Origin of the sequence: Sphingomonas sp. 7/4-4, from assembly GCF_027941955.1 — a bacterium.
GTDB lineage: Bacteria > Pseudomonadota > Alphaproteobacteria > Sphingomonadales > Sphingomonadaceae > Sphingomonas.
This window is the reverse complement of sequence record NZ_CP115960.1, coordinates 1,930,685-1,943,173: the sequence shown is the minus strand read 5'-3', so window position 1 is coordinate 1,943,173 and position 12,489 is coordinate 1,930,685. Positions and strand designations below refer to the sequence as shown.

The following is a 12,489-nucleotide window of genomic DNA, read 5'->3' as shown; positions in this document are numbered from 1 at the left end:
TCAACACCAACATCGCCGCGGGTGGGCTCAACTTCCTGTCGGTCTCGGCGAACGGCGGCGCTCGCGGCATCGTGCTCAACACCACCGGCGCGGCGGCGGGGCTCACCATCTCCGGCACCGGCACTACCGACGGTTCGGGCGGCACGATCCAGAACATCACCGCGCGCGGCATCGAACTGCTCAACACCGCATTGGTCAACATCAGCAACCTCCACCTGACCAACGCCAGCACCACGGGCCAGGCGGCCGGGCAGGATCTCGACCTGACGACAGCAAACGGCGCTATCTACATGAGCGGCGTCGCCACTGCGGTGTTCGAGAACATCAACATCACCGGCACGATCGCCGACAACGGCATCACGGGCATCAATGTCAGCAATTTCCAGCTCAACAACAGCCTGATCACCGGCGCCGGCGACGGCGCACACGAGAGCGGCATCGAGTTCAGCAACCTCTCCGGCACCTCGTCGCTGACCAACACCGAGATCGCGCTGTCCGAGACCAACAGCCTCGACATCGTCAACACCGACGTGAACCTCAACCTGACGCTGAACAATGTGATCTTCCGCGACACGCAGACCAGCGGCATCGGCGAGGGCGGGTTCCAGTTCCGCAGCTTCAGCAGCGCAGCCGGCACGCCGACGACCAATATCGACATCCTCGACAGCGATTTCCTGCGGATACGCACCCAGGGTATCCAGATTATCGCCGAGGACGATTCGGTGGTTAGCGTGGACATCACCAACAGCGTCATCGACAGCCAGACCGGGATCGGTGCCGGCATCGACATCAATGGCAACGATACCTCGACCGTGCGGTTCAACATCATCGGCAACCCGACGATCCGCTCAAGCGGCGGTGCCGCGATCAACATCACGTCGTTCATCAGCGCGAACGTGATGGGCCGGATCGCCAACAACACCAATATCAACGTCTACAGCCAGACCCCCGCGGGGACCGGGGCATCGGGCAGCGGTGTCCGTTTGCTGGCGCAGGAGAATTCGCACCTCACCGTCGCCGTCACCGGCAACACCCTGACGCAGGGCGCCGGCAACAACAGCTCGGCGGTCGACGTGATCGCCCGCGAGGGGAGCGCCCGCCTCGATCTGACGCTGACCGGCAACGTCATCGACTCGACCGATGTGAACACGCTCGCCGACATCAATCTTCAGAGCGGTTCGTCGTCGGGCACCAACATCGAGACCAACCAGATCTACGCCAATATCGCGAACAACAACCTGACCGCCACCGCGGCTCCCAATCTGCTGCGCCTGCGCGTGTCCGAGCTCGACAACACCCACGATCCGCGGATCTTCCTGCAGGGCTTTGTCGAGGGCGGCGCAGGGATCGAGGACGACGCAGTGGCTACATGGAATGCAAACGGCAACACTCCGGGTGCCACCACTGCCAATATCGCGGTCAGCTTGACCGGCACGGCGACCGGCCCGAGTGCGGGTACCGCGCAGACACCGACGAATCCGCTGCCCTGATCGCGACGGCTCCGGCCGGATCCAGTTTTCTGAATCGGGTCACGGTGAAGACCGGCGCCGAAGGCAAACGCCGGGGAGCTACTTGCTCAACCTGACTGGATCAGACTCCAGCCAGCGCCGATCAGCGCGGCGCCGGTGCCGCGGGCTGGGCCGGCGCGGGGGCCGGCGGCAGCGGGCTCTTGTCGAGCGCGGTAAGTCCCGCCGGGAAGTCGCGGAGCGTCACGGGCACGACGATGCGCTGGCCGTTGCCGGCGGTGAACCCGATCTTGACCGTCTTGCCACCGCGCATCGCCGCGAGCATCGCCGCGTCGACGGGCGTCCCGGTATAGGCGCCGTTCTGGTCGCTGGTCTGCACCGCCAGCGGCTTCTCCGCCGCCTCGTCGACCTGGACGCTGACGCCGCGCGGAAACAGCACGCCATGCGGCAGCGCGATCGTCATGTTGTGGCCGGCCTGGGGGTGCGCTGCAGGATCACCGTCAGCAGCCGCTGCTTCTGTTCGCCGGCGAGCAGATTCTGCACGAGGCTGCACGGTTGGTTGGCGGCAGGAGCAGGGGCAGGAGTGGGAGACGCCGCCGGCGGCGGGCCGCATACGAGCTGCCAAGCGGGTCCCGTGGCCTGAGCCGCGGCCGGAGCGGGTGTCCGAGCCGGAGCGGGTGCCGTCTGGGCCTGTAGCGCGCCCGGCGCCATCCAGCTTGCTCCTGCCGCCAGCAGTGCCGCGATCGTCTCCATTGCCAGTCCTCCCGATGTTTTGCGCAGCCTAGTGGACATGCGGAAAGGGTCAACGGAGATGTCGGCTTCACGGCGCTTCGTCATCGTGGCCGAGTGATCGACAGGTTGTACCGGACCACTCGGTAGCGCTAGGGTCGTATTATGGTTGCAAAGGTCAAGACTGCCAAGCCGCTGAACGCCACGGCACGGCGCAAATCACTGCGCCTGCACGGCACGATCGCGCGCGATCTCGGCATCCTGATCGTGTCGGGGCGCTACAAGCCCGGCGAGATACTCAACAACGAAGTCGCGGCGAGCGATCGGCTCCACGTCTCCCGAACCGCCTATCGCGAGGCGCTGCGCATCCTCGCCGCCAAGGGGCTGGTCGAGAGCCGCCCGCGCACCGGCACCCGGGTCAGCGACCGCGAGAAATGGCATCTGCTCGATCCCGACGTGCTGTCATGGATCTTCGAATTCGAGCCCGACGATGAGCTGCTCTTCAGCCTGTTCGAGCTGCGGAAGATCTTCGAGCCCGAAGCCGCGGCGCTCGCCGCCGAACGGCGCACCGATGCCCAATTGAAGCGCATGGCCGCGGCATTGGAGGGGATGGAGACGCACACGCTGGCAGTGGAGGAGGGGCGGATCGCCGATCAGGACTTCCACGCGGCGCTGCTGGAGGCTTCGGCGAACCCGTTCATCGCCACGCTCACCACCAGCGTCAGCGCCGCAGTGGCGTGGACGACGATCTTCAAGCAGCGCAACAGCCCGCTGCGGCGCGATCCGGTCCCCGATCACCAGCGCGTCTTCGACGCAATCGCGGCCGGGGATCCCGAAGGCGCGCATGCGGCGATGGCGCACCTTGTCGACATGGCGTTCCTCGATACGACACACAGCAAGGGGCCGAAGCTCAAGATGGCACGGGGAACCCGCGGCGAGACGGTGGTGCGTTAGCCGGATTCCCGTCCCTCATGGGGGACTAGGGCGTATCGACATTCAACCTAAAACTCCCTCTCCCCTTGATAGGGGAGAGGATACCGCAGCTTGGCAGCTTGCTGCCTAGCGGAGGTTGGTGAGGGTAGAGCGGAGCGAAGCTCCGCGCGGCTGCTGCGCAGCCGCACCCTCACCCAGCTCCGACTAAGGCTTTGCTGCGCAAAACCTAAGTCTGCGCAACCCTCTCCCCTTTCAGGGGGCGAGGGAGGTAAAGGGCGAATGTCGGCACAGTCCGGGGTGGGCGAGAAAAGGCCGGGCTCGTTGCCCGGCCTTTTCTTTATTCCACTCACCTAGACGGCTGGTGGCGTTAATTCGCCGGCGCGTCGGCGACCGGGTTGGTCACCTTGCAGCCCCATAGCGCGTAGAACAGGACGTAGAGCGCGCAGGCCGTCGTCACCAGGAAGCCCCAGTGCAGCCCGTACGCGTCACCGATCTTGCCCTGGAACGCAGCGAGCGCGCCGCCGGCGATCGACATGATCAGCAGACCCGAGCCTTCCTCGGTCAGCGGTCCCAGCCCGCGGATCGCCAGTGCGAAGATGGCCGGGAACATGATCGAGAGGCCCAGCCCGACTACGATCAGACCGTACATTGCGGCCGGTCCGGTTGCGAACACCGCCACCAGCGAGCCGGCGATCGCGATCAGCGCGAACACCGCCAGCACCCGCTCCGGCGCGATCCTCTGCATCAGCGCCGCGCCGGCGAACCGCCCGACCATCATTCCGCCCCAGAATAGCGTGAGATAGGTCGCCGCATTCTCCTGCGTCAGATTGGCGACGTCGGGCTGCGCCGCGAAGTTGATGAAGTAGCTGCCCACGCCGATCTCCGCGAGCACGCACAGCGCGATGCCGACGCAGCCGAGGATCAGGTTGCGGTGGTTGAACAGCGAGAGGCCACGGCGCGCTTCGCTCGAAACGCGCGAGGTCGCCGATCCCAGCGCGGGGAGCTTGGCGCGGGCGATCATGACGGCGAGGGCCGCCAGCACGATCGCAACGATCAGATAGGGCAGCTGGGTCGCTTGCGCATCGGCCAGGCGCTGCTCAGCGGTGAGCTGCGTACCGTGTGCGGTCGTGCCGGCCGTGGTACGTGCGAGGATCAGGTATTTGCCGAACAGGATCGCCAGCACGTCGCCGGTGGTGTTGAACGCCTGCACCAGGGTGAGGCGCCTCTCGGCGCTCTCGGGCGGACCGATCACCGCGACATAGGGGTTCGCCGCGACCTGAAGAAGCGCGATGCCGCACGAGACGACGAACAGCGAAGCGACGGTCACGAAATACGAGATGAGATACGCGGCGAGGATCATGCCGAGCGACCCGAGGGTCATGACCGACAGGCCGACGGTCAGCGCGCGCTGATAGCCGATCCGCTCGATCAGCTTCGCCGCGGGGATCGACGCGAGCAGATAGCCGATGAACCAGACGGATTCGATGAGGCCGGTCTCGAAATAGCTGAGTTCGAACACGCTGCGCAGGTGCGGCAGCAGCGTGCCGTTGATGACGCTGATGAAGCCCCACATGAAGAAGAGCGTGGCCAGCATCGAGAGTGCGGCGCGGTAAGGTACGCCTGCGACCGACGGGGCACCGGCCTGGGGTTGAGCGGGAGCGGCTGGCATGGGCTTGTTCTTCTCCTGGGGAAGGTTTGTTCTAGAGTGCGACCGGCCAGCCGTCGTCCGTCCAGCCGAGCGGCTGGATCCGGAGCGTCGGCACGCCGCGCGCTTGCGTATCATAAGCGTGGTAGACGATGTAATCCTGCTTGGGTTCGCGCAGGACCGCGATGTGTCCCGGCCCCACGAAGCGTTTCGACGGGTCGAGATCGGCATGGAGGACGAGCAGGCCGCCGCCGTCCATCATGCTCTTGCCTTCGCGGTCGAGATACGGGCCCTGGGGCTCCTTCGCCCGCCCGACCACGGTGTGATAGGTGCTCGCCGCGCCGCGGCAGCAGAAGTCGACCGAGGCGAACAGATAATAGAAGCCGCCGCGGCGGATCACGAACGGCGCCTCGATCGCACCGGGGCCGCCGCGCCGGGCGAGCGCGTGAATCCTGGCGTCCTTCGCCGCGCGCCCGGTCTTCGGATCGAGCCGGATCATCTTGAGCCCGGACCAGAAGCTGCCGAACGCCAGCCACTGGCGCCCCTCGGCATCTTCGAACAGGTTCGGATCGATCGCATTGAAATCGTCGTCCGGCGTGGAGCGGAACACGAGACCCTTGTCCGTCCATACCGGCTTCTCGAGCGAGGGCGTGGCCACCAGCCCGATCGCCGAGCAGTTCTTGCCGAAGGTCGAGACCGAATAATAGATGCGATACTCGCCGTGGGAGAAGCTCACGTCCGGCGCCCAGATCCCGCGCGCGCCGGGAACTGCGTCCTTCACCCAGCCCGGCATCTCGGCGAATACCGAGGAGCGCGTGTCCAGCTGGCGAGATCCTTCGACGTGCGGATATGGATCAGGCCCTTGCCGGCGCGCTGCTGGCTGGTCGTGAACAGGTAGAAGCTGTCGCCCTGGCGGATGATCGAGGGATCGTGCAGCGGCGCGACGTCGCCGACGATGCGCGCGTTGAGCGAAGTCAGCGCAGAGGGTTTTGCCTGCGCCAGTGCCTGCTCCCCTGACATCAGGGCAAGGAGCGTCGGCAGCAGGAGGCCAAGGCGGGAGATGCGGATAATGCTTCTACTTCCCGTGTCAGCCGAGCGAGGCCGCGGGGCGAGACGTCGAACTGGGAATGCTGCGTTCTAGAGCCATTTCTCTTCCCTCTCCTGTCCTCGCCCTCCGATGGGCAGACCCATTTTGAACGGGCACGGTTTGATTAGTCAGACAAAAATACGAGCAGCGCGAATTCCCGCAAGCGCTTTGTTGCAACCTGGCTCCAGTTTCGATCAAGCCGCGTAGAATCGTAGCTTTTCTGCCGCATTTCGCGCTATCCGCAGGCGACGCGGCACACGGATCGGCTGGACTGACGCGGCCGTTCGCCGCATATAAGTCTGACTATTAGTCGAATCGGTAGAGGATCCAGAGGTTATGGCGTTCAGGCTCGTGCAGTTCCGCGACTCGGCCGGTGGGCGGGGCGTTGCCGCGTTCCTCGAAGATGCGGCAGCAGTGCGGCTGAGCGGCGTGGCCACGACCTATGAGCTGGCGCTGGCGGCGATTCGCGACGGCGTTTCGCTCGTGGATGCGGCGCGCGCGCGGGCGGGGAGGCGGTCGATCTCGCCGCCGCCGAGGCCGAGGGCCGGCTGCTCGCGCCGATCGACCATCCCGATGCCGCGCATTGCTATGTCACCGGCACCGGCCTCACCCATCTCGGCTCGGCCGAGGGCGCGACCAGATGCACAAGGCCGCGGCGGGCGGCACGCTCACCGATTCGATGCGGATGTTCAACATGGGCCTGGAAGGCGGCAAGCCCACCGACGGCAAGCCCGGCGTCCAGCCCGAATGGTTCTACAAGGGCGACGGGTCTTCGCTGATCGGTCCCGGCCAGCCGCTGCCTTCGCCCGATTTCGCGCTCGACGGGAGCGAGGAACCCGAGATCGCCGGCATCTATGTGATCGACGACGAGGGGCGCCCCCGCCGCCTCGGCTTCGCGCTGGGCAACGAGTTCTCCGATCATATCACCGAGCGCGGCAATTATCTGTGGCTCGCCCATTCCAAGCTCCGCCATGCGTCGCTCGGTGCCGAGCTGCTCGTCGGCGAACTGCCCGCCGATGTGCGCGGTACCAGCAAGATCGTGCGCAACGGCGAGACCCTTTGGGAAAAGCCGTTCCTTTCGGGCGAGGCGAACATGTCGCACGCGATCGCCAATCTCGAGCATCACCATTTCAAATATGGACTTTTCCGCCGCCCGGGCGACGTTCACGTCCACTTCTTCGGCACCGCCACCTTGTCGTTCGCCGACGGCGTGAAGACGGAGGAAGGCGACGTCTTCGAGGTCTCGGCGGCGCCGTTCACGCTGCCGCTGCGCAATCCGCTGCAGACCGTTCCCGGCGGAGAGGCGAGCGTCGTTCCGCTCTGAATCCGGCGGACATAATCAGCTTTGACTAGACAAGATCCCGGCGTCGCGCGGGAACAAGAGGGAGAGTGAGATGAAGCTTTTGAAGTACGGCCTGCTGCCGATCGCGGCGACGCTGATGGCGACGCCCGCGCTGGCGCAGGCTCCGGCGAGCGTCACCGTAACCGTGGACACCGGCAAGCCCGGCGCGAAGATCGAGCCTGCGGTCTATGGCCAGTTCGCCGAGCATCTCGGGCGCGGCATCTACGAGGGCCTTTGGGTCGGAACCGATTCGAAGATCCCCAATACCAACGGCTATCGCAACGACGTTCTCGCCGCGCTCCGCCACCTCAAGGTGCCGGTGGTGCGCTGGCCCGGCGGCTGCTTCGCCGACGAATATGACTGGCGCGACGGCATCGGCCCGAGTGCGAAGCGGCCGGTGCGCATCAACCGCCACTGGGGCGGCGTGACCGAGGACAACGCCTTCGGCACGCACGAGTTCATGAACTATTCCGAGATGCTCGGCACCGATGCCTATGTCGCGGGCAACATGGGCTCGATGAGCCCGCGCGACATGAGCCAGTGGATGGAGTACATGACTGCCGAGAAGGGCAGCCTCGCCGAAGAGCGCAAGAAGAACGGCCGTGAAAAGCCGTGGGCGGTCAAATATTTCGGCGTGGGCAACGAAACCTGGGGCTGCGGCGGCAGCATGCGCCCGGAATATTCGGCGGACCTCCACCGCCGCTATCAGGAATTCGTCAATCCGCCCGCGGGCAAGAAGCTCATCAAGGTCGCGAGCGGCTCCAATGGCAGCGACTATAACTTCACCGACGTGATGATGCGCGAAGCGGGCAACAAGATGAACGCGCTCAGCGTCCATTATTACACGCTGCCCACCGGCAAATGGGACAAGAAGGGCGCTGCCACGGGCTTCTCCGAGGACGAATGGGCCTCCACGCTCGGCCGCGCGATCTTCATGGACGAGCTGATCACCAAGCACGAAGCCATGATGGACAAGCACGACCCCGAGAAGAAGGTCGCTTTGTACGTCGACGAATGGGGCACCTGGTACGATCAGGAATCGGGTTCGACCCCGGGCTTCCTCTACCAGCAGAGCAGCCTGCGCGACGCGGAAGTGGCGGCGCTTACGCTCAACATCTTCCACCGGCATACCGATCGCGTGAAGATGGCCAACATCGCGCAGATGATCAACGTGCTCCAGGCGATGATCCTGACCGACAAGGGCCGGATGCTGCTGACGCCGACCTATCACGTCTTCGACATGTACGTGCCGTTCCAGGGCGCGACGCCCTATCCCGCGGACGTGAAGGGGCCGACCTATGAAAAGGCCGGGTTCAAATTGCCGATGGTCGACGTGTCGGCCGCACGCGGCGCCGACGGCAAGCTGTACCTGTCGCTCACCAACACCGATCCCAACAAGGCGGCGCGGGTGACGACCAACCTCAGCGGCAATGCCCGCGGGCGCATCCTCACCGCGCCGGCGATCGACACGCACAACACGTTCGACCAGCCGAACACGATCCAGCCCGCGGTCTATTCGGCCCGCAGCTCGGGCGGCAAGCTGACCTTCGACCTGCCGGCCAAGTCGATCGTCGTGGTCGCCGTCGAATGAGACTGACGCGGCGGTTGTTTCTCGGTTCGGCGAGCGTGCTTGCGCTCGCCGGACCGGCTTTCGCCCGCATCGTCGTCGACGAAAAGCCGATCAAGGCGAAGCCGCTGCCGCTTTCGGCGGTGCGGCTGAAGCCTTCGGTCTTTCTAGACGCGGTCGAGGCCAACCGCCGCTATCTGCTGTCGCTCTCGCCCGAGCGGCTGCTCCACAATTTCTACGCCAGCGCCGGGCTGCCGACCCGGGGCGAGACCTATGGCGGCTGGGAGGCACGCGGGATCGCCGGCCATTCGCTCGGCCATTATCTCTCGGCGCTTTCGCTGCTTTACGCCCAGACCGGCGATGTGCCGGCGCGCGATCGCCTGCGGCACATCGTGGCCGAGATGGCGCGCATCCAGGCCGCGCAGGGCGACGGCTATGTCGGCGGCACCACCGTCGAGCGCGACGGCAAGGTGATCGACGGCAAGATCGTATTCGAAGAGATCCGCAAAAGCGAGATCCGCAGCAGCGGCTTCGACATCAACGGCGGCTGGGTGCCGCTCTACACCTGGCACAAGGTCCATGCCGGGCTGATCGACGCGGTGCGTTTCGGCGACGTGACCGAGGCGATGCCGGTGATGCTCGCGATGGCCGGCTATCTCGGCGCGATCCTCGAGGGGCTCGACGATGCGCAGATGCAGAAATTGCTCGCCGCCGAGCATGGCGGGCTGAACGACAGCTATGCCGAGACCTATGCGCTCACCGGCGATCCCCGGTGGCGGCGGATCTCGGAGCGCATCTATCACCAGAAGGTCCTCGCGCCGCTCGCGGCGGGCAAGGACGACCTTCCCGGCCTCCATGCCAACACCCAGATCCCCAAGCTGATCGGCCTCGCCCGGCTCTACGAACTGACCGGCGAGCAGCGTCACGCCGATGCCGCGCGCTTCTTCCACAAGACCGTCGCCGGGCATCACAGCTATGTCATCGGCGGCAATAGCGAGCGCGAGCATTTCGGCCCGCCCGACCAGATCTCGACGCGGATCACCGAGCGTACCTGCGAGGCGTGCAACAGCTACAACATGCTGAAGCTGACCCGGCACCTCTATGGCTGGCAGCCCGATGCTTCGCTGTTCGACTTTTACGAGCGGATCCACCTCAATCACCTGCTCGCGCACCAGCATCCCGAGACGGGGATGTTCGTCTATTTCATGCCGCTCAGCGCGGGCGCGCGGCGGACATATTCCACGCCCGAGGACAGCTTCTGGTGCTGCGTCGGATCGGGGATGGAGACGCACGCCAAGCATGGCGAGAGCATCTACTGGCACGACGATGCGGCCCTCTTCGTCAACCTGTTCATCCCTTCCATGGCCGCGTGGAAGGAGCGGGGGCTCGAGGTCGCGCTCGACACCGGCTATCCGTTCAGCGAGCAGGTGACGCTCCGGGTGACGAAAGCGCCGCGCAGCGCGATGCCGATCGCGCTCAGGCTTCCCGGCTGGTGCGACGCACCGGCGCTGGCGCTGAACGGCAAGCCCCAGCCGATCGAGCGCACCACCGGCTATGCGCGCCTCGATCGTCGCTGGCGGGCAGGGGACCGGATCGAGCTCACCTTGCCGATGCGCGTCCGCACCGAACCCACGCCCGACGATCCGCGCATGCTCGCTTATATGAGTGGTCCGCTCGTGCTCGCCGCCGACCTCGGTCCCGCGGCCGAGCCGTTCCATGGTCCGGCGCCCGCATTGGTGACCGAGGACCCGGTAGCGGCTCTGGTGCCGACCACCGCCGCCGAGCACCGCTTCCGCCTTGCAGACGCGCGGCCGCAGGCACTGGCGCTGGCGCCCTTCTTTCGCCTGTATGACCGCCGCACCGCAGTCTATTTCCCGCGCTTCACCGAAGCGCAGTGGAAGGACGAGGAGGCTGCCTATGGGATCGCCCAGCGCGAGAAGGCGGCGCTCGACGCACGCACCGTCGACGTGATCCAGCTCGGCGAGATGCAGCCCGAGCGCGACCACGACTATCGCTCGAATCACGGCGACCCGTTCTCCTGGGGCGGCCGCAGCGCGCGCCAGCTCCCCTGGGGCGCCGGCAATTACATGGAATTCACGCTCGCGGTGCGGCCCGGTCCGGTGGTGCTCAGCGCGCTTTATTGGGGCGAGGAAGTGAACAAGAATTTCGACATCTCGATCGAAGGCACGCGCATCGCCAACGAGCGCCGCGCTGCGCAGCCCGTCAAGCGCTTCGTCGGTATCGACTATCCGATCCCCGAGGCGCTCACCCGCGGCAAGGACAAGGTGACGGTGCGCTTCGAGACGCGGGGCACCGACGCGATGGTCTATGAAGCGCGGACGCTGGAGGCGGCGAAGTGAGCCGGCTGAGCCGTCGCGCCACACTCGGCCTGTTCGCCGCGGTGCCGGTCGCCGCGCAGGCGCGGGGCCAGCGCAATTTCCGCGCGCTCGCTCCTACGCCGCCGATGGGGTGGAACAGCTGGAACAGCTTCGCGACGACGATCAACGAGGAACAGGCGCTCGAGACCGGGCGGATTATGGCCGAGAAGCTGCTGCCCTTCGGATACGACATCTTCACCATCGACATTCAGTGGTACGAGCCGGAGGCCAGCAGCTACACCTATAACTCCAATCCCGAACCGGTGATGGACGGCTACGGCCGGCTACTACCCGCGCCCAACCGCTTCCCCTCAAGCGCCGGCGGCAAGGGCTTCGCGCCGCTCGCGGTGGAGATGCACAGGCTCGACCTCAAGTTCGGCATCCATCTGATGCGCGGCATCCCCGGCTGGCGGTGAAGCAGAACCTGCCGATCTTCGGCACGCGCTACCGGGCGCAGGATATCGCGGACACGAGCAGCATATGCCCGTGGAACCCGGACATGTACGGCGTCGACATGCGCAAACCCGGCGCCCAGGCTTATTACGACAGTGTCTTCGCCCTCTACGCCTCCTGGGGCGTCGACTTCGTCAAGATGGACGATATGAGCCGCCCGTACGACGCCCACGCACCGGAGATAGAAGCGGCGCACAAGGCGATCGTCGCGACCCGCCGGCCCATCATCCTCAGCCTTTCACCGGGCGAGACTCCGGTGCCGCGCGCCGACCACGTTCGTCGTTATGCGCAGATGTGGCGGATCAGCGATGATTTCTGGGACGAATGGTCCATGCTCGAGGCGCAGTTTACGCGGCTCGAAAATTGGAACCCGCACCGCCAATCCGGCGGCTGGCCCGACGCCGACATGCTCCCGCTCGGCCGCCTTGCGCTTGGCAAGCGGGACACCAAGTTCACCCCGGCCGAGCAGCGCACGGTCATGACCCTGTGGTCGATCGCGCGCTCGCCTTTGATCATGGGCGGCGACCTGCGTCACCTCGACGCGCCGACGTTAGCGCTTCTCACCAATCCGGAAGTGATCGCGGTCAATCAGGCCAGCACGGACAACCAGCCGCATTTCGTCGAGGACGGGATGCGCGTGTGGACGGCGCGACACGCGAATAGTGCCGATCGCTACCTCGCTCTGTTCAATATGACAGACAAGGAACGGGAGATCGGCGTCGACTTCCGCTGGCTTGGCATCACCTCGGCCGTCCGAGTGCGCGATCTGTGGGAGCGCAAGGACCTGGGCAAGAAAACGGGCCGTTTCGCGGCTACCCTGCCGCCACACGGTTCGGGGCTGTATCGGCTGCGCTAGTGTCCACCTGTCCCCCGGCGAAGGCCGGCGCCC

7 protein-coding genes and 2 pseudogenes are annotated in these 12,489 nt (G+C 65.8%); 5 read left to right on the top strand and 4 right to left on the bottom strand.

Going from position 1 to position 12,489, the window contains the following annotated elements:
- Nucleotides 1–1,611: 1,611 nt before the first annotated feature.
- Nucleotides 1,612–1,929, bottom strand: a complete 318-nt coding sequence (locus tag PIB19_RS09730) for an invasion associated locus B family protein (RefSeq protein WP_336297302.1) — start codon at nucleotides 1,927–1,929, stop codon at nucleotides 1,612–1,614.
- Between the two features lie 431 nt (nucleotides 1,930–2,360).
- Between PIB19_RS09730 and PIB19_RS09725 the strand changes: the two genes are divergently transcribed.
- Nucleotides 2,361–3,149, top strand: coding sequence for a FadR/GntR family transcriptional regulator (locus tag PIB19_RS09725; RefSeq protein ID WP_271240646.1), 789 nt, complete (start codon nucleotides 2,361–2,363; stop codon nucleotides 3,147–3,149).
- A gap of 346 nt (nucleotides 3,150–3,495) precedes the next feature.
- Here PIB19_RS09725 and PIB19_RS09720 read toward each other — a convergent pair whose 3' ends face one another.
- The 3 genes from PIB19_RS09720 to PIB19_RS09710 are packed head-to-tail and all read right to left on the bottom strand — an operon-like array spanning nucleotide 3,496 to nucleotide 5,793.
- A complete protein-coding gene (locus PIB19_RS09720; RefSeq protein WP_443018724.1) occupies nucleotides 3,496–4,797 on the bottom strand; it encodes a sugar MFS transporter in 1,302 nt (433 codons plus the stop codon).
- A 31-nt stretch (nucleotides 4,798–4,828) separates the two neighbouring features.
- A complete protein-coding gene (locus PIB19_RS09715) occupies nucleotides 4,829–5,554 on the bottom strand; it encodes an arabinan endo-1,5-alpha-L-arabinosidase (RefSeq protein WP_271240644.1) in 726 nt (241 codons plus the stop codon).
- On the bottom strand, nucleotides 5,551–5,793 hold the full coding sequence (locus PIB19_RS09710) for a hypothetical protein (protein WP_271240643.1): 243 nt from the start codon (nucleotides 5,791–5,793) through the stop codon (nucleotides 5,551–5,553). The genes PIB19_RS09715 and PIB19_RS09710 overlap by 4 nt, the downstream gene beginning before the upstream one ends.
- 403 nt (nucleotides 5,794–6,196) lie before the next feature.
- Here PIB19_RS09710 and araD1 point away from each other — a divergent pair.
- The 4 genes and pseudogenes from araD1 (at nucleotide 6,197) to PIB19_RS09690 (ending at nucleotide 12,456) form a co-directional block, all read left to right on the top strand.
- Nucleotides 6,197–7,184: pseudogene (gene araD1 / locus PIB19_RS09705) on the top strand (AraD1 family protein).
- A gap of 70 nt (nucleotides 7,185–7,254) precedes the next feature.
- Nucleotides 7,255–8,793, top strand: coding sequence for an alpha-N-arabinofuranosidase (locus tag PIB19_RS09700; RefSeq protein ID WP_271240642.1), 1,539 nt, complete (start codon nucleotides 7,255–7,257; stop codon nucleotides 8,791–8,793).
- On the top strand, nucleotides 8,790–11,129 hold the full coding sequence (locus PIB19_RS09695) for a glycoside hydrolase family 127 protein (protein ID WP_271240641.1): 2,340 nt from the start codon (nucleotides 8,790–8,792) through the stop codon (nucleotides 11,127–11,129). Before PIB19_RS09700 ends, PIB19_RS09695 begins: the two co-directional genes overlap by 4 nt.
- A gap of 104 nt (nucleotides 11,130–11,233) precedes the next feature.
- Nucleotides 11,234–12,456 (top strand): annotated as a pseudogene (locus PIB19_RS09690) (glycoside hydrolase family 27 protein).
- Nucleotides 12,457–12,489 lie beyond the last annotated feature (33 nt).